This window comes from Sporosarcina sp. FSL K6-2383 (assembly GCF_038618305.1).
Lineage (GTDB): Bacteria > Bacillota > Bacilli > Bacillales_A > Planococcaceae > Sporosarcina.
Map to the genome: position 1 here is coordinate 2,352,039 of NZ_CP152017.1, position 21,909 is coordinate 2,373,947.

The 21,909-nt window shown below is 41.9% G+C and carries 21 protein-coding genes; 1 reads left to right on the forward strand and 20 read right to left on the reverse strand.

What is annotated here, in order from left to right; all coding sequences use genetic code 11:
* Positions 1-17: 17 nt before the first annotated feature.
* The 4 genes from buk to MKZ10_RS11640 all read right to left on the reverse strand — a co-directional run bounded on the left by buk (position 18) and on the right by MKZ10_RS11640 (position 5,259).
* Positions 18-1,100 carry a butyrate kinase gene (gene buk / locus MKZ10_RS11625; protein ID WP_342505116.1) on the reverse strand — a complete coding sequence of 361 codons (1,083 nt, stop codon included), beginning with the start codon at positions 1,098-1,100 and terminating at the stop codon, positions 18-20.
* Between the two features lie 82 nt (positions 1,101-1,182).
* Positions 1,183-2,283, reverse strand: coding sequence for a Glu/Leu/Phe/Val dehydrogenase (locus tag MKZ10_RS11630; protein WP_342505117.1), 1,101 nt, complete (start codon positions 2,281-2,283; stop codon positions 1,183-1,185).
* A gap of 27 nt (positions 2,284-2,310) precedes the next feature.
* Positions 2,311-3,216: a phosphate butyryltransferase gene (gene yqiS, locus MKZ10_RS11635; protein WP_342505118.1), complete on the reverse strand. Its 906-nt coding sequence runs from the start codon at positions 3,214-3,216 to the stop codon at positions 2,311-2,313.
* A 27-nt stretch (positions 3,217-3,243) separates the two neighbouring features.
* Positions 3,244-5,259, reverse strand: a complete 2,016-nt coding sequence (locus MKZ10_RS11640) for a sigma 54-interacting transcriptional regulator (RefSeq protein ID WP_342505119.1) — start codon at positions 5,257-5,259, stop codon at positions 3,244-3,246.
* A gap of 128 nt (positions 5,260-5,387) precedes the next feature.
* Between MKZ10_RS11640 and MKZ10_RS11645 the strand changes: the two genes are divergently transcribed.
* A complete protein-coding gene (locus MKZ10_RS11645) occupies positions 5,388-5,624 on the forward strand; it encodes a DUF2627 domain-containing protein (RefSeq protein WP_342505120.1) in 237 nt (78 codons plus the stop codon).
* Between the two features lie 40 nt (positions 5,625-5,664).
* On the opposite strand, the gene MKZ10_RS11650 is transcribed toward MKZ10_RS11645, so the two are convergent.
* The 16 genes from MKZ10_RS11650 to accB form a co-directional block, all read right to left on the reverse strand.
* The gene (locus MKZ10_RS11650) at positions 5,665-6,381 is read right to left on the reverse strand and encodes a glycerophosphodiester phosphodiesterase family protein (protein WP_342505121.1); all 717 of its coding nucleotides are present in this window, start codon (positions 6,379-6,381) and stop codon (positions 5,665-5,667) included.
* A complete protein-coding gene (locus MKZ10_RS11655; RefSeq protein ID WP_342505122.1) occupies positions 6,374-7,936 on the reverse strand; it encodes a FapA family protein in 1,563 nt (520 codons plus the stop codon). The genes MKZ10_RS11650 and MKZ10_RS11655 overlap by 8 nt, the downstream gene beginning before the upstream one ends.
* 317 nt (positions 7,937-8,253) lie before the next feature.
* The gene (spo0A, locus tag MKZ10_RS11660; protein WP_342505123.1) at positions 8,254-9,045 is read right to left on the reverse strand and encodes a sporulation transcription factor Spo0A; all 792 of its coding nucleotides are present in this window, start codon (positions 9,043-9,045) and stop codon (positions 8,254-8,256) included.
* 279 nt (positions 9,046-9,324) lie between these two features.
* Entirely contained in the window at positions 9,325-10,293 is a 969-nt protein-coding gene (locus MKZ10_RS11665; protein ID WP_342505124.1) for a SpoIVB peptidase S55 domain-containing protein, read from the reverse strand.
* Positions 10,294-10,430: 137 nt separating this feature from the next.
* Complete coding sequence (gene recN, locus MKZ10_RS11670) at positions 10,431-12,128, reverse strand: DNA repair protein RecN (RefSeq protein WP_342505125.1); 1,698 nt, start codon at positions 12,126-12,128, stop codon at positions 10,431-10,433.
* Between the two features lie 15 nt (positions 12,129-12,143).
* The gene (argR, locus tag MKZ10_RS11675) at positions 12,144-12,593 is read right to left on the reverse strand and encodes a transcriptional regulator ArgR (protein ID WP_342505126.1); all 450 of its coding nucleotides are present in this window, start codon (positions 12,591-12,593) and stop codon (positions 12,144-12,146) included.
* Positions 12,594-12,811: 218 nt separating this feature from the next.
* Entirely contained in the window at positions 12,812-13,633 is an 822-nt protein-coding gene (locus MKZ10_RS11680; protein ID WP_342505127.1) for a TlyA family RNA methyltransferase, read from the reverse strand.
* Positions 13,630-15,531 (reverse strand): 1-deoxy-D-xylulose-5-phosphate synthase, encoded by a 1,902-nt coding sequence (dxs, locus tag MKZ10_RS11685; RefSeq protein ID WP_342505128.1) that lies wholly within the window; start codon positions 15,529-15,531, stop codon positions 13,630-13,632. Before dxs ends, MKZ10_RS11680 begins: the two co-directional genes overlap by 4 nt.
* Positions 15,532-15,626: 95 nt before the next feature.
* Positions 15,627-16,511 carry a polyprenyl synthetase family protein gene (locus MKZ10_RS11690; RefSeq protein WP_342505129.1) on the reverse strand — a complete coding sequence of 295 codons (885 nt, stop codon included), beginning with the start codon at positions 16,509-16,511 and terminating at the stop codon, positions 15,627-15,629.
* Positions 16,504-16,746 carry an exodeoxyribonuclease VII small subunit gene (locus MKZ10_RS11695; protein WP_342505130.1) on the reverse strand — a complete coding sequence of 81 codons (243 nt, stop codon included), beginning with the start codon at positions 16,744-16,746 and terminating at the stop codon, positions 16,504-16,506. Before MKZ10_RS11695 ends, MKZ10_RS11690 begins: the two co-directional genes overlap by 8 nt.
* Entirely contained in the window at positions 16,747-18,102 is a 1,356-nt protein-coding gene (xseA, locus tag MKZ10_RS11700; protein WP_342505131.1) for an exodeoxyribonuclease VII large subunit, read from the reverse strand.
* An 84-nt stretch (positions 18,103-18,186) separates the two neighbouring features.
* Entirely contained in the window at positions 18,187-19,050 is an 864-nt protein-coding gene (gene folD, locus MKZ10_RS11705; protein ID WP_342505132.1) for a bifunctional methylenetetrahydrofolate dehydrogenase/methenyltetrahydrofolate cyclohydrolase FolD, read from the reverse strand.
* Between the two features lie 24 nt (positions 19,051-19,074).
* Positions 19,075-19,455, reverse strand: a complete 381-nt coding sequence (gene nusB / locus MKZ10_RS11710; protein ID WP_342505133.1) for a transcription antitermination factor NusB — start codon at positions 19,453-19,455, stop codon at positions 19,075-19,077.
* A gap of 115 nt (positions 19,456-19,570) precedes the next feature.
* Positions 19,571-19,972: an Asp23/Gls24 family envelope stress response protein gene (locus MKZ10_RS11715; protein ID WP_342505134.1), complete on the reverse strand. Its 402-nt coding sequence runs from the start codon at positions 19,970-19,972 to the stop codon at positions 19,571-19,573.
* Between the two features lie 17 nt (positions 19,973-19,989).
* Entirely contained in the window at positions 19,990-21,336 is a 1,347-nt protein-coding gene (gene accC / locus MKZ10_RS11720) for an acetyl-CoA carboxylase biotin carboxylase subunit (RefSeq protein ID WP_342505135.1), read from the reverse strand.
* Between the two features lie 14 nt (positions 21,337-21,350).
* Positions 21,351-21,845: an acetyl-CoA carboxylase biotin carboxyl carrier protein gene (gene accB, locus MKZ10_RS11725; RefSeq protein WP_342505136.1), complete on the reverse strand. Its 495-nt coding sequence runs from the start codon at positions 21,843-21,845 to the stop codon at positions 21,351-21,353.
* Between the last annotated feature and the right edge of the window lie 64 nt (positions 21,846-21,909).

A 21,909-nucleotide genomic window follows, 5' to 3' on the forward strand; every position in this document is an offset into this window, starting at 1 on the left:
TCCTTCATAACGACCCGTTAAGACGGGTAGATTTTAGCTGTCTCTTCTCCAGATAAAACACGAATAGCCCCTTCTGCGAGTGCTTGCAATTCATCCTCACCCGGATAGACGACAATATCAGAAATCCAGTCAATTCTAGAAGTAATAGCTTCTATGAACCCTTTACCATACGCAAGACCACCCGTTAAAATGATTGCGTCAACTTGACCACGAAGAACAGCAGCAGCACTGCCGATTTCTTTAGCGACCTGATAAGCCATCGCATCATAAACAAGTTTTGCTTTAGCATCACCTTTGGCAATTCTTTTCTCTACCTCTACAGCATCATTGGTGCCTAAATAACCAACTAGACCACCTTGGCCGACGAGTTTTTTCATCACTTCATTACGATATAATTCCCCTGAATAACATATTTCGACCAAGTCACCCGCTGGTACTGTTCCTGCGCGCTCCGGGCTAAATGGACCGTCTCCATGAAGACCATTGTTGACGTCAATCACTTTTCCGAATTCATGTGCACCGACTGTAATCCCACCACCCATATGCGTAACGATGAGGCGAAGCTCCTTGTATTTCTTACCAACTTGCTTTGCATAACGGCGAGCGACAGCCTTCTGATTAAGTGCATGGAAAATAGATTTTCGTTCGAACAATTCAAATCCAGAAATACGTGCGACAGGCGTAAGTTCGTCAACGACGACAGGATCGACGATGAAAGCTGGGATATGCAAGCCATTCGCAATTTCATTTGCTAGGATTCCACCAAGATTTGATGCGTGTTGCCCAGAATATCCTTTTTTTAAGTCTTCGATCATCGCGTCGTTGACGGAATACGTACCGCCTTCAATCGGGCGGAGAAGCCCGCCTCGACCGCAAACGGCAGTAAGTTCCGAGATGTTGAAATCTTCTTTTTCGAGTGCTTCAACAATCGCTTCTTTACGGAAATTATATTGATCGATAATAGAAGGATATCGTGCAATGTCTTCAGATGAATGCCGTAACGTAACTTCTAACAATAAAGTTTCATCTTCGAAGACGCCTATTTTTGTGGATGTTGATCCTGGATTAATGACCAGAACCTTGATTGGTTTATTTTGCACAACAGAACCTCCTTCCATTTCAATCATTTATTATACCTCAATTATGAGTCGGAGGAATTAAGCTTCATTCCTCCCTGTTCAATTATCGTTTTGATAATACACTTTTTTCATTTTGTAAAAACTGACTGCGTGATTTTGCTACGCGCGCAATACGCTCTTCCGCAAGGCGATCCGCTGCTACATATGTTGGAATACCATCACGTTTTGAAATCGCAAAGATTTTCTCTATTGTACCGTATATACCTTCTACACGCTTCAATGCGCGTTCACGGTTATAGCCAATCAGCTCATCTGCAACGTTGATGACTCCACCTGAGTTGATAACGTAGTCTGGTGCATAGACGATACCCATTTCGTGGATTTTATCACCGTGTTTTGGTTCTTTCAATTGGTTGTTGGCTGATCCTGCAATTACTTTAAACTTAAATTGTGGAATCGTATCGTCATTAATAATCGCGCCGAGTGCACATGGTGCAAAAATATCTGCTTCTTGTGAGTAAATATCATTAATGCCAACTGCTGTTGCACCGAATGCATCGACAACACGCTGAACCGCCTCTTCGTTAATATCCGTGACGATTAGCTTCGCTCCTTCTTCATGCAAGTACTCACAAAGTGCATAGGCAACATTTCCAACACCTTGAACAGCTACTACTTTATCCTTCAGTGAATCAGTACCGAATGCTTCTTTCGCTGCTGCTTTCATACCATGATAAATGCCGTAAGCTGTTACAGGCGAAGGGTTACCTGAAGAACCTGAGTTGCCACCCGCTGAAGTACCTGTTACATAATTCGTTTCAAGGTGAATTAAATCCATATCTTCTTCTGTTGTTCCCACATCTTCTGCAGTGATATAACGACCATTCAAGCCTTCAATAAAACGTCCGAATGCACGGAACATTTCATCGTTTTTATCTGTTTTTGGATTGCCGATGATTACAGTTTTCCCGCCGCCAAGATTTAAACCTGCAGCTGCGTTTTTGTATGTCATACCTCGTGCTAGACGCAGTGCATCTTCAATTGCTTCTTCTTCACTCGCATATGTCCACATACGTGTTCCACCAAGTGCTGGTCCAAGTGTTGTGTCATGAATAGCGATTATCGCTTTCAAACCTGATGTTTTATCTTGGCAAATAACTAATTGTTCGTAATCATGACTCTCCATATATTTAAAAATTTCCATTGTGTAATTCCTCCTAGGGGTCTTTTATTATTTTATTGCAAGTATTGCTAGTGCTAATGAGTAGAGCTTACTTTCTGCACTGTCTGCTCTTGAAGTGAGAACAATAGGTGCTCTAGCACCTTGGATAATGGCACCGACTTTTGCACCTGCAAAATACATGAGTGATTTATACAAAATATTACCAGCTTCGATGTTTGGTACGACGAGAATATCTGCTTTTCCGGCGGTGTTGCCGATGATGCCTTTTTGTGCAGCAGCCTGTTCAGAAACAGCGTTATCGAGCGCAAGTGGTCCATCAACAATACAGCCCGTAATTTGTCCGCGCTTATTCATAATGACAAGCGATGCAGCATCTGTCGTTGGTTCCATTGCAGGGTTTACTGTCTCAACCGCTGCGAGTGGTGCAACAATCGGCTCCGCGACACCACATGCATGTGCAGTCGCGACTGCATTGCGAATGATTTGTGCTTTCGCTTCAAGGTCCGGCGCGATATTCATCGCCGCATCTGTTACAAATAGCAGACGATCATAGCCAGCTACTTCAAATGCGGCGACATGTGATAATATTTTTCCTGACCGTAATCCATAGTCGCCATTCAGGACAGCCTTCAAGATAATGGATGTTGCCACATTCCCTTTCATGACAACATCAGCCCGTCCGCTTGAAACCGCTTTCACCGCAAGCATGGATGCTTGGAAATCATCTTCTGCATGATGGATGCTTACCTTATCATGCGCTAGCAAATGTGGGAAATTCGTTGTAAGCAATTCCTGTAAATGTTTTTCATTATCAAACAATAAAAATGTTGCGATTCCTTTTGTAATGGCAAGGTTAACCGCCTCAAGTACTTCCAAATCTGCTGCTGATGCAACAGAAACTATTGGATCTTTCTTCGCTGTAGCTTTGGTAATGAGTGAATCGAGTAAGACCATTACATCATCTCCTTTACTTGAGTAGTTTTAGACAAGACTGAACTTTTCAAGCTTATAGTACAACGAACGGAGTGAAATACCTAGCCTATTTGCAGTTAGAGATTTATTACCACCATTTTCACGAAGCGCTGTTTCAAGTATTGTCTTCTCGTAGTCATCCATAATCGAAGCGAGTGAGCTTTTCTCTGGAAGAAACGATTCCCCATCCTTATCCTCTCGTGATAAAAATGATTTAGCAACTTCATCTAAGCCAATAACTGCTTCCCCTGGTTCCATAAAAATCATCGTTCGACTCAGTACATTTTCAAGCTCTCGTACATTTCCCGGCCAGTCATATTGCTGAAGCCGTTCCAATGCCTCATCAGTCATCGTTTTAATGTTCATACCGAATTCTTGATTGAGTTTGACAAGTAAATGTTCAACAATGAATGGGATATCTTTAGTTCGGGACCTCAATGGTACAATTTGAATGGAAATTCGGTTAAGAATATAATACAATTCTTCATTGAATGACCCTTCGTGCATTGCTTTTTCCAGATTTTTTGACGTTGCTGTAATGAGGCGGACAGACGCAGCATTAGTACTTTCACCACTCTTCGCCCCCACTAAATAGGTCAGTAATCTTTTTTGCACAGCAAGTGGAAGATCTGCAACTTCATCCAAAAATAATGTTCCCCCATTTGACTCTTTAAAAAGGCCCTGTTCTTTTTCCGCTGCCACCTCTTGTCCGAATAATTCGGACTCGAATGTAACGGGATTCATCGTTGCACAATTGACACGAATGAATTTATGAAAACATCGCTTGCTACCACTATGAATTGCATGTGCAAACAATTCCTTACCCGTTCCCGTTTCTCCCCTCAAAAGGACAGGTACATCTGACTTCGCTGCAAGCTTAGCCTGCTCAATTGAAATCTCAATATCCGATGAACCGCCAAAGATATCTTCAAAAGTGTACGTTGCCTCTAGTTTACGAATAATCGTTCGTGCCCGATCAAGCTCCTTCATCAGCCTACGCATTTCGGTAATATCATGAATGACTCCGACGCTGCCTTTAACTTGTTGATCAACGATAATCGGTGCAACATTGACAACAACTTCACGATTATTCTCACCTATACGCATATTGACACCACGGACAGGCTTACGCGTCTGAAGAACTTTCATATGGATACTTTCGCCCTCATTGATATCTGCATTCGCAGGTTTACCAATGATTTCATCTTCAGTTAAACCTGTGATTCGAGTGTAAGCGGGATTCACAAGAATTCCGTTCCCCTGATTGTCAACGACTGAAATAGCATCATCACTGGAATGGATAATCGCTTCTAGCATCGTTTTGACTTTGTTGAGATCCGTAATTTCTTCTGCAAGTGTAACGACTTCTGTAATGTCTTTAAATACAGCGAAAGCTCCAACTCTTTTGCCTTCGTTATTTAAAAGAGGGTAGCGTGATGTAACAATTTTCATACCATTTGCTAGAATGAGCTCCTGATTCAGCTCTGCACTACCTGTTTGGAATACTCTAGGTAGCTTAGTTAGCGGGATCACTTCTGTAATAGGTCTGCCAATTGCTCTGTCGTTTGAAAAACCAACCATTCGAGATGCACTTTTATTGAAAAAGTTGATAGTGCCATCTTCATTGATGCCGATCATTCCCTCTTCAATGGAATCAAAGATCATACGTTGCTTATGCATTTCTGCATGAACTTGCTTAATGTACGTCCCATTCTCTTCAAGAAGATTGACAAGAAGATTAGCAACAGAGCCAGGTATCAACACTGTTTGGGGAGGCCGCACTTTCAACAATTCAACAAATTCTGCTTTGTTTCCGGTTACATCGAAAATGATATGCAAATCATCAGTCAGATAAGATCTCCATTCTGTTCCGTGCGCAATGCCTTGTTTTTTTGCTTGAATAATTCCTGGTGCTTGTTCATCAGTATCGATGATTGCTCTAACATTCATGAATTCTAAGTTTTGGAGAAGGTCCAGAATTATAGTTCCGCCTGTCCCCGCCCCGACAATGAGAACATTTTGCAAGGGTATTCATTCTCCTCTTTTAAATCATGCAATCTTTTGCAATTACAAACTAATCATACACGATTGCTCTCTTCTTGACAATAAAATATGACAAGGTAAAATTAAAAATAGTTAAGGAGTTGTGATTGATGGCACGTTTTGCTGCTTTTATCGTTCTACTCATCCCCGGTCTTTTTGCGGCTGGTGGTATAAAGCTAATGCGGGATTCGATTTTTGGTATATTATTCAAACCGTTCCCGTTCATTTGGCTACAATTTGTCGTTGGCCTGCTCTTCTGTGCTGCTGGGCTTGCATTTTTTGCTGGCTTTCTCTTACGACGGGATCGTAAAAATGGACGCGTACAAGGACGATTTGCCAAAAAATAAGAAAAGGACTACGACACGATGGACGTGTTGTAGTCCTTTTCTATTCTTTACTCCCTCTGAATCGGTCTGGAAAGTCAGTTATCCAACCAGCTATATAAGATGGAGATGAAGCCACAATTGCCTCTTTTCCCGTCATCCCATAGACACGAATTTTCTTTCCTGTTCGAATGAGGCTTTGCAAATAGGGTTCTCTCAATAACTTTTTGTGTATATGAAAACCATCTGCCGACAAATATTGTTCAAGCACATCCCAATCTACACTGTTTTTGCGCAGAAGATAGCCCGTTTCCATACTTGCGTTTACTTCTTTTACTTTCTCAAGTAGATGATAATCAAAAGAGGATATATGAATATGATCCAAATATGATACACTGCCGACAATTTTCTCAACAAATTCTGGACGCTGTGAAACAGTTTCCTTCAATTCAACATTGAGTGCCAAATGATGCCGCTCACAAAATGCTACAGCCCCTAGTAGCGTAGGGATGCGATGACCGTTCACGAGGCGCATATATTTTTTACCAACTCGAATGTTGGCTATTTCTGCACTCGTCAATGAGGCAATCATTTGCCGTACGCCCGCAAGTCTCACCAAGTCGGCATCATGAATTACGATAGGCACACCATCCTCAGTCACTTGGACATCGAGCTCAATGCCATCCGCCCCTTGATCAAGCGCTTTCTCGAATGCTCTCATCGTATTCTCAAATTGTACAGCCGAGGCACCTCGGTGTGCAAATATGGTAGGTTTAGACATTCAAAACGCCATCAACGACTTCAAAGACACCTTTTCTTGAGTCATGTAATGTCGTCGAGCGCAGTCCAATTTGAATAACTGCACCTGGATAAGCCTCTCTTGTTACTTCGATTTGTGCCGGAACTGCCTGTTTAATAAGTTGTAGACGTACTTGAATCTCTTTATCAAGTTCTTGAACGGCTTGTCGATTTGTTTCAATTGTTTCTGTTGTTTTCTTAAATGCTTCAGCTTGCGGTCCCCTTGAGCCTGCCGCTACCTTTGCAAACTGGGCAGAGTGTTCCTCCATTCTACTTAAAACGCTTTGACGATCCTTCAAATCCTGCGCCATTTCTTGGATTTCCTTATAAAGTCCATCCTTGTTAATCCCCTTCGCATGAAGTAACGTCATGCGCTCATGATTATTACCTGCATAGGCACATTCGATACGGAACATTACTTCAATATGTCCACCGATAATTTTCCCTCTATTTTTATCAACAAGCACACGGTCAGCGATGACGTCTGTTCCAAATAAATAAAGGCCGACATTAACAACTGTTGCATATAGCTTACAATTATTTGCATGTTTTATAAAAATATCACCTTTTGCCTCTACAATTGTCACGCCCCCACCAAAAACGCCACCTTTGATATAAATATCGCCTTCTGATGATTGAATTTCCTTTGCGTTTGTAACGCCTTCATTTCCTTCGATTGAAATATCACCCGTTGCTTTTACAGAATATCCTGCAAGTATAGTTCCATAAATGGAAACAGCTCCATCAAACGTAATATTCCCTGTTTCAGGACCTACGTCACCATTTATTACCAGTCGCTTGCCGATACTAATCACACCATTTATATATTCTAAAGCTCCACCATGTATCGCACGAAGTACAACTTTCCCTTTTTCTTGTTCTTCACTTATCGATTTTCGATCATAAGACAGCTTACCATCATTCCCTTTTAACGCTCCCAAGACATTACCAAAAATATCTTTACCGGCAATTCCATTTTGAGGAGGAACCTTTTCACCAATCCAATCCCCTTCATCTACTGCCGTTACAAAGTTCATCTCATAGTAGTCGGCCGATCCGTCTTCACGAATAACTGGTTTCCGATCCGGGATTTCCAAATAGGTAATCATGGCATCAGCACCTTGTTCAGGTTGCCTTCCAATCGCAGCAGTCAGTGGTTCGCCTTGCTTGAAAAATATGTCGTGAAGCGGAAGTCTACCAAAGACAACTCCTTCTTTATCGAGTTGTTTTTCAATTTGCTCTAAAATAGCATGTTTGTTGTTTTCAAATTCCTCCATAGTCATATTGAAAATGATTTGGGCTTTCATCTTGTCTGTCGTAATGAACAACTCAAAATCAGGAAGCCAACTACCAATAACATATTCCCCTTCTGACTCTGTAAGCGCTTTCCTTAACACAACAAATGAGGATATTTTCAATCGTGGATACTGTTTTGTAATAGCATCGAATGACTTTAGTGGAAAACCACTTTTTTTCAAATGTACAACCAAATTATCATCTTTCAATTCTAAGTCAAAATAATCATTTTGAATCAACAATGACATTCCACCCTTTCTCTCTATCTCTATTATAATACATTTCAGAACTTTTGGTTAGGGTAATAATTTTTTCTTTATACAAAAGAAGTCCTACTTTCAGAGAATAATTTCTACTCATACTCGTAATCATTTAATTATTCGATCCGAAGAGAACAAGACACTTCCCCATTCCTTGAATTAGTAGTACATTCAATAAATGTGAAAGTGTCTAATCTTTAGGCTCTTCTATCTAGTTAATTATTGTTTCATACTGTTAGTTTATCGCTAATCTAACACCATGTAATTACCATGATTACTAAAACCCATCATTTCAATACTTAACTTGCCATATGTTCCAGTCGAATTTTATCTGCAATCATTGCGATGAATTCTGAGTTGGTAGGTTTACTTTTCAAGTGATGCACGGTGTAGCCAAACATTTTAGAAATAACGTCGTAATTACCTCGGTTCCACGCAACCTCAATTGCATGGCGAATGGCACGCTCCACTCGGGAAGATGTCGTATTGTATTTTTTCGCAATCTCTGGATAGAGTACTTTCGTGACAGCGCCTAGCAATTCGACATCAGTGTAAACCATTTGAATGGCTTCACGAAGAAAAGCATAGCCCTTAATATGTGCAGGCACGCCAATTTCTTTTATAATAGATGTGATTGTCGTATCAAGTACTTTTTGACTAACTTTTCCTGACACGTATTCTACCTCTGGCTTGGAAATAGGAATAATTGGTTTTCTTGTGCCTGCTACTTGGAAAATTTGATTGGTGAGTCGTTCGAATTCAAATGGTTTCAGCATGAAATAAGAAGCTCCGAGGCTAGCCGCTTGCGTCATCACGTCTTCCTGTCCAAACGCAGTTAGCATAATGATATGCAAATCTGACGTTTGGGCGTTGGCGCTTAATGTTTCCAGCACGGCAATTCCATCAAGATGAGGCATAATAATGTCTAGTAACAGCACATCTGGTCTTTTTTCTTCCAGCATTGCCAGACAGACTTTTCCGTTATTTGCAGTCCAGACAACGTCTATCTCAGGATGCTTTTCAAAATATGTCACCATCGTTTTCACTAATTCCTTGTTATCGTCAGCAATCGCTATTTTCAGTTTCTCCATTCCCATTTCCCTCCTGTACGTCTCGTAATAATTTTTCGAAAAAGCAGCAATCTTCTTTTATATTGCATAAAGGAAATTTTCGACAAATAATAAGACAACCCTTTTTTTAAAATGAAAAATGAATCCTCAGACATATGGTTTCCCTATATTTCGACGAATTCCATTCTTTTCTATTCTTTTGTCGAATCATTTATATTTAGTTTACCACGGCAAAAAAAAAGGACCAACTCATAATTGCAAGTTGGCCTTTTTTCAGTGTCTAACAATGCACCCCGATTTTTATTTCTCTCCACTTCGCATCGTCTCTAGAAAAAGACCAGCACCTTTTTCTGGATCATCGACAAACATATGAGTGACAGCACCAACAAATTTGCCGTTCTGGATAACCGGGCTACCGCTCATTCCTTGTAGAATACCGCCTGTTGCAGCTAATAATTTTGGATCCGTCAACACAAAATGAAACTGGTCCTGTTCCACTTCTGTTATTCGAATCATAAATGATTGAACTTCAGTCCCTTTAATCGTTGTGAAAATTTCTGCCACGTCTTCTTTAACTTGTTCGGGATGCATAATCTCAAGTGGTTCGGCTAACACTTTCTTATGAGCACTATTCCACGCTCCGAAAATGCCATACACACCATTCGTTTGAATAGTCCCTAAAAAGTCTTCATCTTCAACAATGGTTGAAATTTTATAACCTGGAACGCCAGGAACACTTTTTTTTATCTGTCCAATTTCTGAAAGATAAATGGCTCCCGTTTCAAAAGAAGGTGGTGATTTTAATGCACTGTCGATAATCTGATGACCGAGCGCACCATAGGTCCCATTATCTGGATCTACATACGTTAGGGTACCTGTCCCTTCCGTCCGATCTTTCAGGAATGGAAGGAGACGTTTCATTGCTTCACCATCTGCTCGGATTTGGCTTTTCTCTCCGTTTCGAAGAATGTGCAATGCGATTTCATTTTTGCTTCGTCGACTAGACAATGCTGTTTCGAAATCCGTTAACGTGCCAATTGCAACATCATCAACTTGCTCAATTAAGTCGCCCGCCTTCAACCAATGATCTTTGCTAATCATGACATCATTTGTTATGAATACACCTGATAGCTCCATCTGAATGCCGATGGAATGTCCCATTGGAATGAGGGAACCGCCTTGTGCAAATGCGGCATTGGTATTGAACGGCATAACAAGCAACAGTACGGAAAACGACACGGCCAACTTAAACTGTCTACTCCATCCCATACTTCACCTCCCCGTAATAAGATACTATTGGTATGTCCGTTCTGAGGGATGTTATGAAAGGGTAAATCATGAAATAATGAAAAGCGTCGTTACTTAAACACGAAAAAAGCGCATAATAGGATATGCACTTTTTCCGTTCATCGAAATGTTTTTTTTCGTTCTTCTGCTAAGGTTAGTAATTCTTCTGCATGTTTTAATGTAAGTGGTGTAATTTCAGCACCAGACAACATTCTTGAAAGCTCTTGGGTTCTTTCCGATTCAATGACATCATGGATAGCTGTTCGGGTTCTGTCGTCTTCCACTTCTTTTTTAATGAGACAATGATGATCAGCCATTGCCGCAACTTGTGGTAAGTGGGAAATACATAAAACTTGTGAATGCATTGCAATCATTGCAATTTTTTCTGCGATGGCTTGTGCTACTCTACCACTCACACCTGTATCGACTTCGTCAAAAATAAGCGAAGTAATTCCTTGGTGTTTGGAAAAAATCGTCTTTAATGCTAATGTAATTCGTGAAAGCTCTCCGCCAGATGCTACTTTAACGAGCGGTTTCAAAGGTTCTCCAACGTTTGTTGAAATGAGGAATCTCACATCGTCGTAACCGTTCGCATCAAAAACACCCGCTGCCTTACGTGTGATTTCTACTTTAAATGATGCTTTTTTCATATGTAACTGTTGCAGTTGCTCCATAATTGCTTGTTGCAACCGGCTAGATACCTCATGGCGGATAATGGATAACTCAGCCGCTTCCACTTCTAAGTCCTGTAATAATTGCACCATTTTTTCCTGTTGTTCAGCTAATCGTTCATCTCGTCCTATTAAATTTTCCAGATCATCTGCAATTTTATCACGATACAACAAAATATCCTCAATCGTTTTGCCGTATTTCCTTTTCAGTGAAATTTGGAGGGCAAGCCGATCCTCCACTGCTTCAAGCCTATTCGGATCGAATTCCATATTATCCAGTATGCTTTTGAGTTCATGTGCAGTATCCTGTAACGAATAAAAGCTTGTCGCAACGGTTTCTGCATGTGGAATCAATGTTTTGTCGACAGAAGCTGCATCTTCAATATCACTCATAGCTGAGCCAACCCAATCAAGTGCATGCGTATCTCCGCTAATGGATAGATAGGCTGTATTTAAACGCTCATATAAACGGTTAAAATTTTGCAACTTTTGCTTTTCTGCTTCTAGTTCATCCTCTTCACCGATGACAAGTGCAGCTGCATTAATTTCTTTCAACTGGAATGAATACAAATCGATACGCTGAGCTACTTGCTGTTCGTTTTCATTAGCCGTTTCAAGCTTACGCTTCAACTTTCGATACCGTTCGTAGAGATCGGAATAATTGTCAGTCGCACGTGCTAACTCGTCACCTGCAAAATGATTCAATAGGTGAATATGACTTCTTTCATACATAAGCTCCTGATTCTCATGTTGCCCGTGAATATCGATTAGCTGGGAACCGATTTCTCTTAAAACGGCAATGGTGACAAGCTTACCATTGACACGACAGACCGATTTACCATTGGCACTTAAATCGCGTCGCAAGATGATGTTACCATCTTCCACATCAATACCGAGCTCCGCTAATTTATCAATGACTGGATGTGCCGACTCCGCAATGGTAAACAGTCCTTCTAGCTCTGCCTTGACCGCACCATGACGGATAAACTCGTGTGATCCTCTACCTCCTGCCAGTAGCTGAACAGCGTCAATAATAATCGATTTCCCCGCACCTGTTTCTCCCGTTAAGACAGTCAGCCCATCTTCAAAGGTTATGTCGAGGCTTTCAATAATCGCAAAATTTTTAATGGAAATTTCACTCAACAATGTCAGTCACCTCTCTCAAAGCATGGCAAGTAATTTTTCTTTGACAAGCATCGTCAAAGAGTCATCTCGGCAAATAATAAGACATGTATCATCACCGCAGATTGTTCCAAGCATCTCATCCCACCCTAAATGATCAATAAGGGATCCGACGGCTTGAGCGTTTCCAGGAAGCGTTTTCAATATGATGAAATGTCCAGCTCCGTCAATGCTAACAAATGCATCTGTTAACATACGGTTGAGCTTTTGCTCCGTATTATGACTATGTACGGCAGGTAAACTGTATTTATAACGACCATCTGGTAACGGTACTTTAATAAGATGCATCTCTTTAATATCTCGTGACACAGTCGCTTGTGTCACAGCTACTCCCGCTTCTTTTAAACTATCAACAAGCTGGTCCTGTGTTTCTACTTCAAAATTAGAAATAATATCACGAATCCGAATATGTCTATGCCCTTTGTTCATACCTATCGCTCCCATACACACTAATGTTGTCTTATTTTTATACTGTACCATCGAATATTTCACACAACAAGAACCAAAAGCGGAGGGCGCCTGCTCAGATGCGACAGGCATAAGACGGATTGGCGAAGAGGCGGTTTTTGCCTCGTAGCCAATATGGCTTATGACCCGAGTATCTGGCGCCCGGAGTCTAGACGAAAAAACGCGCAAATGAATGCGCGCTATTGCAATTTCTTGTAGGCTTCATCAATCAGCTTGTTATACGAATCGTCATCAAAAAGAGTCGTTGGATTATCCTCAGCCGTTAGATGAAAGAGGAATTCAATATTCCCCTCTCCTCCTGTAACAGGTGAAAATGACAGACCACGCAGACTAAATCCTTCTTGAATCGATGCATCTGCAATTTTTTTCAATACGTCGAAATGAACAGACCTTTCACGGACGACTCCTTTTTTACCGACTTTACCTTTACCAGCTTCAAACTGTGGCTTCACCAGCGCAATGACATCTCCGCCTTGCGCAATGATACCTTTCAATGCAGGTAAAATAAGTGTTAATGAAATGAACGACACATCAATGGTCGCAAATTGCGGGACACCTTCGGTAAACAAATCTGGTGTCGCATGCCTGAAATTCGTTCTTTCCATCACCGTTACACGTGGATCTTGGCGTATTTTCCAAGCTAATTGATTGTAACCAACGTCTAGTGCATAGCCATGCACCGCACCATTCTGCAATGCACAATCTGTAAAACCACCCGTAGATGACCCGATATCAAGTACGATTTTACCTTTGACATCGACTTCGAACTGTTCCAATGCTTTCTCTAGCTTCAATCCGCCTCGGCTGACATATTTCAATGTGGAGCCTTTGACAATAAGGGGTGCATCTACCGGAATTTTTTCTCCGGGCTTAACGAGTCTTGTTTCTGCAGAAAAGACGATACCTGCCATTATTGATCGTTTAGCATGTTCTCGCGTTTCAACAAGCCCGCGTGTAACGAGCAAGACATCGACCCGCTCTTTCGGTATTCGATTTGTCATACTTGTTCCCTCTTCACTGCAAACTCTTCAACAAACGTTTTTACATTATCAGCAAGATGATCTGCTGTCATACCAATTTCCGCCAACAACTCATCTACATTGCCGTGTTCAATAAACTGATCAGGAATACCCATTCGTCGAATCGGAATATCTTTCTTACCTGTATCATGTGCATATTCTATGACTGCACTACCAAAACCACCTGCAAGGACTGCTTCTTCAACTGTCATGATCGGTATGCCCATTGCAAAGAGTTGGTCTAACATCTGGTGATCTAACGGCTTGATAAATCGAGCATTGACTACTCTCACATGAATCCCTTGTGATGCCAACGTTTCAGCTGCCTGCAAAGCCATCGGAATTGTCGTACCAAATGTTAAAATGGCAGCATCGTCTCCAGCTCGAAGGACTTCCCATGAACCAATTGGGATAGGTTGTAGTGTTTCGTCCATTCGGACACCAAGACCATTCCCTCTCGGATAACGCATCGCAATCGGACCACCGTTATATTCAATCGCAGTTTTCACCATATGCTGTCCTTCATTTTCGTCTTTCGGCATCATAATGACCAAATTCGGCATATGTCTTAAGAAGGCAATATCAAAGACCCCTTGATGCGTTTCACCATCGGCACCTACAAGACCCGCACGATCAATCCCTATAAAGACATTCAAGTTCTGCCTTGCAATGTCATGGAGCATTTGATCGTATGCACGTTGTAGAAATGTCGAATAAATCGCTAAAAATGGCTTCATACCTTGAGTAGCAAGTCCAGCTGCCATCGTCGTCGCATGTTGTTCGGCTATCCCGACATCGAAGAAACGATCTGGAAATTCTGTTGCAAATGATTCGAGTTTAGAACCAACTGGCATTGCCGGTGTAATCGCAACTATACGTCGATCCTCACGCGCGATAGTCCGCACGGTTTCTGCTACCAAGCCACTCCAAGAAGGTGCAACGGATACAGATTTAACGAAATCACCCGTTTCAATCTTATACGGACCCGTGCCATGCCAAGTTCCAATCTTATCGTCTTCAGCAGGACTGTAGCCTTTCCCTTTTTTCGTAATGACATGAAGCAAAACAGGACCATCCACTTTCTTTGCATACTGGAGCTGACGCTCTAGCTCATTGAAATCATGTCCATCTACTGGCCCCAAGTATGTAAAGCCTAACTCTTCAAAGAAGATACCTGAAACGAGTAAATACTTTAGGCTATCCTTAACACGTTCTGCCGCTGCCGCTACTTTGCCTCCGACTGCCGGGATTTTTTTCAAAATATATTCAAGTTCGTCTTTGGCATTATTGTACTTGCCTGCCGTTCTAAGTTTCCCCAATATCGTATGAAGAGCACCGACATTTGGCGCAATCGACATCTCGTTGTCGTTTAAAATAACAATCATATTTGTTTTTTTATGACCAATATGATTCAGTGCTTCAAGCGCCATACCACCTGTTAGCGCACCATCTCCGATGACAGGTATCACGTAGTTGTTGTCACCCTTGACATCCCGCGCCGCTGCCATCCCCATCGCTGCTGATAATGATGTTGAGCTATGACCGGTTTCCCAGACATCATGCTCACTTTCATTCATTTTCGGGAAGCCGCAGAGACCTTTGAATTGTCTAAGCGAATCAAATTCGCTCGCACGTCCTGTCAAAATTTTATGGACGTATGCCTGATGCCCAACATCCCAAAGAATTTTATCAGCCGGACTATCGAATAATCGGTGAAGCATAATCGTTAACTCCACAACACCTAAATTCGGCCCGATATGACCACCCGTTACTGATAACTTCTCAATCAAAAATTCCCGAATGTCTTCTGCAAGCTCTGTCATTTGGCTCTTATTAAGCTTTTTTATAAAAGATGGACTGGTAATTTCAGTAAGACCCATCACTATCACACACCTTCATAAATTGTTTACTACTGGTTGCCGCTATGTTTAGTACTTTATATCAAAAAGGACGATTCGTACAATTTTTCGTTCCCTTAAGACTGCCGATTAACAATATAATCAGCGAACAACTTAAGAAGTGGCTCATCTTTTTCAAGAAATCCAAGCGCTTCTTCTGCAAGATGATGATGCTCGGAAAGGCGTTTTCTAGCTCCCTCAAGACCTAGTAATGATGGATACGTCGATTTATCACTGCTAATATCACTACCCGCAGTCTTGCCAAGTGCTTCGGTCGTAGACGTAATATCGAGAATATCATCTTGAATTTGGAAAGCAAGTCCAATATTCCAAGCGAAAGCCTTTAAGTTTGCCGCCTTTTCCAATTCAATCCCTGCGAGGACAGCGCCTGCCTCGATACAAAAGGATAACAATGCACCTGTTTTATTAACATGAACAGTTTCCATTTCCATCAATGACAATGACTTATTTTCCCCTTCAACGTCTAGCATTTGACCACCAACCATGCCCGCAGCACCCGCAGCTCTTGCTAGCATTTTGACAAGCTGTAATGCATCCTTAGGTGACGTTTCTTGCAATGTTGTTAATGCCTCAAATGCCAATGTCTGCAATGCATCGCCCGCGAGAACGGCTACCGCTTCACCGTAGACTTTATGATTCGTTAATTTACCGCGCCTGTAATCATCGTCATCCATACAGGGTAGATCATCATGTATAAGCGAATACGTGTGAATCAATTCAACAGCACAAGCTACCGTTAAGGCATCAATCGATTTAACGCCTAAATCTTCAACCGCGGCAAGAACGAGTAGGGGTCGGATACGTTTTCCACCGGCACTGACCGAGTAGGACATTGAAGATTTCAACGTCTCAGACACATTTAGGGTCTCAAGTAGTTGATTCAATTGATTTTCAATAGCAGGCTGATTATTCGATATAAAATTTTGTAGTTTTTTATGCATGTGAATCCTCACCTTTTGTTGGATCAAACGGAGATGACTTACCATCCTCATCAATTATAGTAATCAGTTGTTTCTCCGCATCCTGTAATTTCCCATGACAATAGCCTGACAACTCCATCCCTTGCTTGTATAAGGTAATGGCGTCCTCTAGTGGGACATCCCCTGTTTCTAACTTTTGGACGATTTCTTCTAATTGTTGCATCGCTTCTTCAAAGCGGATTGGCTCTTTCCCCACTTAACTTTCCTCCCCATCATTCGTTGTAATCGTTTGGACGACTGCTTCCGCTGTTCCATCCTGTAGCTTTATGTGAATATTGGCTCCCACTTCTAAAGAGTTAACCGAATTAGCTACAACTCCATCTTGATAAACAATTGAATAACCGCGCTCCATCACTTGCAGCGGATTGAGAGCCTGTAACATACGAATAGATGCTTGAAAACGCTCACTTCGGATGCGAACATCTTGTTGAACCGCCCTCGTCAGACGTTCTGTCAATATCGTCACAGTGCGATACTCTTCCTTTACACGTTTTTCCGGTGAAAAGGTGAATAGCATCCCACTAAGTCTTTGAAGTTCGAAAGCTCTGCGCCTTGTAACATCTTGACTACTACGCAATAATCTTCCCTCAAAACTAATGAGTTTTTCGGTGAACGGACGGTACAGTCGTTCAGGAAATTGCAGTGGATAGGACGTTTGTAAAGTCGTCAAGCGTTGACGTTCTCTTTTAATTTGATTGGATAAGGCATTATAAAGGGTACGTTTTCGGTCAAGTAATCTTTCAAACAACTCATCTCGAGCTGGCACCGCCATTTCAGCAGCTGCAGTTGGAGTTGGCGCTCTTCTATCCGATACAAAATCAGCGATTGTCGTGTCCGTTTCATGGCCAACTGCACTAATAATCGGAATACGACAGGAAAAAATTGCGCGCGCAACCGTTTCTTCATTAAACGCCCATAAATCCTCGATGGAACCACCGCCACGACCTACAATGAGGACGTCGATGGAACCATGTGCTTCGGCCTGCGCAATAGATTGGACGATGGAGGGCGCAGCTTGTGCGCCTTGGACGATCGCGGGAAATAAGACGATTTCAGCAAGTGGATAACGCCTTTCAATCGTTGAACAAATATCTTGAATAGCTGCACCCGACTGTGCCGTTACGACACCGACTTTTTGTGGGAATGCAGGAAGTGGACTTTTCCAACGCGCATCGAATAAGCCTTCTGCTCCGAGGCTCTCCTTCAATTGTTGAAAGGCTAAGTATAAAGCTCCAACGCCATCTGGCTGCATGGACTGAACGTATAATTGATAATTTCCAGTCGTTTCGTAAACCGTTACATCACCTGTTATCAGTACATTCATACCATTTTCAGGTTTGAATTTCAGCTGTGCAGCACTTGAGCGGAACATCGCTGATTGGATCCGACTTTTATCATCCTTTAAAGTGAAATAAATATGACCACTCGGATGACTTTTGACATTCGACAGCTCCCCTTTGACGAAGACATTGCGTAAATGGGGATCTGCATCAAATTTACGTTTGATATATTTAGATAAGGCTTGTACAGATAAGTAGGGGCTACCAGTCAACAGTCCCACCTCCCGATTTCCGACGTATAGAAACGCTGTCTTTCTGATGAAAAACAGCGTCCGTTCATTATTTTATAGTGATTGTTAGCAGTTTTCTCGTGTGCAAGCTTGTTCTGCACTTTGCAATGTATTTTTCAATAACATCGTAATGGTCATTGGACCTACTCCACCTGGTACAGGTGTAATAGCAGAAGCTACTTCTTTTGCGGATGTAAAATCGACGTCACCGCATAGTTTTCCATTTTCATCACGATTCATGCCGACATCAATGACAACAGCGCCTTCTTTAATATCGTCACCTGTAATAAATTTTGTTTTACCAATAGCTACGATTAATATATCTGCCTGTTTTGTAAAAGAAGCTAAGTCTTTTGTTTTGGAATGACAATAAGTGACAGTAGCATCACGTTGTAACAATAATTGTCCCATCGGCTTACCAACAATATTGCTTCGACCTACGATAACAGCGTGTTTACCACTAATTTCTGTCCCCGTCCGTTCTAGGAGCTTAATGATGCCATATGGCGTGCAAGACAAATAAGCCTGCTGACCAATAATCATTTTACCAACGTTTTCCGGATGGAATCCATCAACGTCTTTCGTAGGGTCAATGGCACGAATAACAAGGTTTTCATCAATATGTTCTGGAAGCGGGAGTTGTACAAGAATGCCATTGATGGAGTCGTCGTTATTCAATTTTGTAACATAGCCCAATAATTCTTCTTCCGTTATAGTTGCTGGGAGCTCTATCAGTTCGGATTTCATGCCTACTTCTAAAGTAGATTTTTGCTTATTTTTTACATATGTACGAGAAGCCTGGTTATCGCCGACAAGAATGACTGCAAGACCTGGTTGGCACCCTTTGTCTTTTAACACAGTAACTCTTTCTTTGATTTCTTCTCTAATTTCTTTACCGATAGCAATACCATCAATTATTGTTCCTGTCATATTTGCTCCTCCAAACGACGTCGATTATTTTTCCTCGAATTTCGATAGCACACCATTGACAAAACGACCTGATTTTTCATCGCCAAACGTTTTACAAAGCTCAATCGCTTCATTCAACACAACTCGGTGCGGTACTTCTTCATTGAACAATAGCTCGTAGACGGCAAGTCGTAAAACCGTGCGCTCAATTTTAGGCAATCGATCCAATGACCAATGCTCTAATTTCTCCACCAGTGTCTGATCGATTGTTGCCTGATGCTGCATCGTGCCACGCACAAGCTGCTCGTAAAACTGATTGCCCGGCTCATCGACAATATACGTGATTGCTTCTTCAATTGTTAGTTCCGTATTATCAAGTTGAAAAAGAGTTTGAACTGCTTTTTCCCTTGCTTCTCTTCGTTTCATAAATGTTCTCCTCCACTACTGTATCTCTAAGGCATTATCATAGCATAAAACCGGGTGCCCGGATACAGTAAGACAAGCTGAAAAGCATCATCCGATTAGGACGATGCTTTCTAGATCATACCGTTTCCGTTGCCGCTTCGGGCTGAATTCCCGTTATGTGTACATTCACTTCTTTTGTTTCAAGTGAAGTCATATGGAAAACCGCATGTCGAATTTGCTTTTGTATTTCGGTTGCGACGGTTGGTACAGAGTAGCCATAGTCAACGACACAATAGACGTCAATCGTTAAGCCTTCTTCAGACCACTCTGTTTTGACACCTTTCCCATGTACCACTTTGCCGAATTTCTCCGCAACGCCAGTAGCAAAATTGCCCCTTGTGTTCGCAACACCTTTTACTTCTGTTGTTGCAATACCAATAATCACTTCAAGAACTTCTGGAGCTAGTTGGACGCGTCCAAGCTCGACATCACCCGACGGGGCCATCCCGACGAATGATGGATTTGTCTTTTCAGGCATTCCGATTCTCCTCTCTGTTAGTTCATAATTGAGTATTTTTCCAGAAACTTTGTATCGAAATCCCCAGACTTAAAGACTGCATCATCCATTAATCTTAAATGGAAAGGAACCGTTGTGTCGACACCTTCAATAATAAACTCATCGAGTGCGCGCTTCATCCTTGCGACAGCTTCTTCCCTTGTATCCGCATGAACAATTAGTTTTGCCACCATTGAGTCATAATACGGAGGGATAGAATAACCTGTATACATAGCTGAATCGACCCGCACACCAAAGCCACCTGGTGGAATATACATCGTTACCTTCCCTGGAGAAGGCATAAAGTTTTTCGAAGGGTTTTCCGCGTTGATGCGGCATTCGATCGCCCAACCATTAATATTAATATCTTTCTGGCGATGAGTAAGTGTTTCACCTGCCGCGATTTTCAATTGCTGTTGGACTAAATCAATACCTGTAATCATTTCAGTAATCGTATGCTCAACCTGGATACGCGTATTCATCTCCATGAAGTAGAACTTTTGATTAATATGGTCAAAAATAAATTCAACAGTTCCCGCACCGCGATACTGAACAGCTTCAGCCGCTTTGACAGCCGCTTCTCCCATTGCTTGACGAAGTTCAGGCGTTATAGCTGGCGACGGTGCTTCTTCTACGAGTTTTTGCATTCTGCGTTGAATCGAACAATCACGCTCACCTAAATGGATTGTATTGCCGAATTTATCAGCCAATACTTGCACTTCCACGTGACGGAATACTTCAATGAATTTCTCAAGATAGACTCCTGGATTACCGAATGCTGCTGCGGCTTCCTTTTGCGTAATTTTGATGCCGCTTTTTAACTCTTCCTCATCCCTTGCAACACGAATCCCTTTTCCTCCACCACCAGCTGTTGCTTTAATGATGACCGGAAAACCAATTTCTTGTGCAATGCTAAGTGCTTCGTGCTCGTCGGCTACGATGCCTGTTGAACCGGGAACGATTGGTACACCTGCATGCCGCATCGTTTCACGGGCAACGTCCTTCGTTCCCATGCGTGAAATGGCATCCGCAGTCGGGCCAATAAATTCAATATTCACTTCTTCACAAAGCTCCGCAAAACTCGCGTTCTCTGCTAGAAAACCGTAGCCGGGATGAATTCCTTCACAACCCGTTAATTTAGCGATGCTGATGATATTAGAAAAGTTCAGATAGCTGTCCTTCGATAGCTTCGGACCGATGCAATAGGCTTCATCCGCCAATTCGACGTGAAGTGCTTCACGATCTGCTTCAGAATAGACTGCAACTGTTTTGATACCGAGTTCTTTACACGCTCGAATAATACGAACTGCAATTTCACCCCGGTTAGCAATTAATACTTTTTTCATGTTAGCCGTCCTCCTCAATTTGATTTTACAAGGAAGAGAGGTTGTCCGTATTCAACGAGTTGACCGTCTTTTACGAGAATCTCCACGATTTCCCCAGAAACTTCCGCTTCAATTTCATTGAAAAGTTTCATCGCTTCGACGATACAGACAATGGAGTCTGGTTTTACTTTATCGCCATTTTGTACATAAGCAGCCTCATCTGGTGAAGATGACGCGTAAAATGTACCAACCATTGGAGAAATCACTTTGTGTAAAGAAGGATCTTCCACTTGTGAAGTCGCTACAGGTGCTTCTTGCACAGGTGCAACAACTGCTTCTACTGTAACTGCCTGTGCGACAGGTACTTCTTGTTGAAGAATGGGTGCCGCAACGACCGCTGGTGTAACGACTGACTGTCCATTCCCTTTTTCTAATTTGATTTTTTCCCCATTTGATTCAAATGTAAATTTTTCGATTGATGACTGATCGATTAATTTAATAATTTCACGAATTTCTTGAATTTTTAACATGACCGATTCCCCTGACTAGATTATAATAACGTTCTTCTCTATTTTAGACGTTTTCACTCCATAT

What these genes read in the sequence shown, in the direction of transcription:
- MKZ10_RS11650 (WP_342505121.1), bottom strand. Translation starts at nt 6,381, where the DNA reads ATGTCTAAACCTACCATATTTGCACACCGAGGTGCCTCGGCTGTACAA.
- MKZ10_RS11690 (WP_342505129.1), bottom strand. Translation starts at nt 16,511, where the DNA reads ATGCATAAAAAACTACAAAATTTTATATCGAATAATCAGCCTGCTATT.
- argR (WP_342505126.1), bottom strand. Translation starts at nt 12,593, where the DNA reads ATGAACAAAGGGCATAGACATATTCGGATTCGTGATATTATTTCTAAT.
- folD (WP_342505132.1), bottom strand. Translation starts at nt 19,050, where the DNA reads ATGACAGGAACAATAATTGATGGTATTGCTATCGGTAAAGAAATTAGA.
- MKZ10_RS11715 (WP_342505134.1), bottom strand. Translation starts at nt 19,972, where the DNA reads ATGCCTGAAAAGACAAATCCATCATTCGTCGGGATGGCCCCGTCGGGT.
- spo0A (WP_342505123.1), bottom strand. Translation starts at nt 9,045, where the DNA reads ATGGAGAAACTGAAAATAGCGATTGCTGACGATAACAAGGAATTAGTG.
- yqiS (WP_342505118.1), bottom strand. Translation starts at nt 3,216, where the DNA reads ATGGTCTTACTCGATTCACTCATTACCAAAGCTACAGCGAAGAAAGAT.
- MKZ10_RS11680 (WP_342505127.1), bottom strand. Translation starts at nt 13,633, where the DNA reads ATGACAAATCGAATACCGAAAGAGCGGGTCGATGTCTTGCTCGTTACA.
- MKZ10_RS11645 (WP_342505120.1), top strand. Translation starts at nt 5,388, where the DNA reads ATGGCACGTTTTGCTGCTTTTATCGTTCTACTCATCCCCGGTCTTTTT.
- dxs (WP_342505128.1), bottom strand. Translation starts at nt 15,531, where the DNA reads ATGGGTCTTACTGAAATTACCAGTCCATCTTTTATAAAAAAGCTTAAT.
- accC (WP_342505135.1), bottom strand. Translation starts at nt 21,336, where the DNA reads ATGAAAAAAGTATTAATTGCTAACCGGGGTGAAATTGCAGTTCGTATT.
- nusB (WP_342505133.1), bottom strand. Translation starts at nt 19,455, where the DNA reads ATGAAACGAAGAGAAGCAAGGGAAAAAGCAGTTCAAACTCTTTTTCAA.
- MKZ10_RS11665 (WP_342505124.1), bottom strand. Translation starts at nt 10,293, where the DNA reads ATGGGATGGAGTAGACAGTTTAAGTTGGCCGTGTCGTTTTCCGTACTG.
- accB (WP_342505136.1), bottom strand. Translation starts at nt 21,845, where the DNA reads ATGTTAAAAATTCAAGAAATTCGTGAAATTATTAAATTAATCGATCAG.
- MKZ10_RS11630 (WP_342505117.1), bottom strand. Translation starts at nt 2,283, where the DNA reads ATGGAAATTTTTAAATATATGGAGAGTCATGATTACGAACAATTAGTT.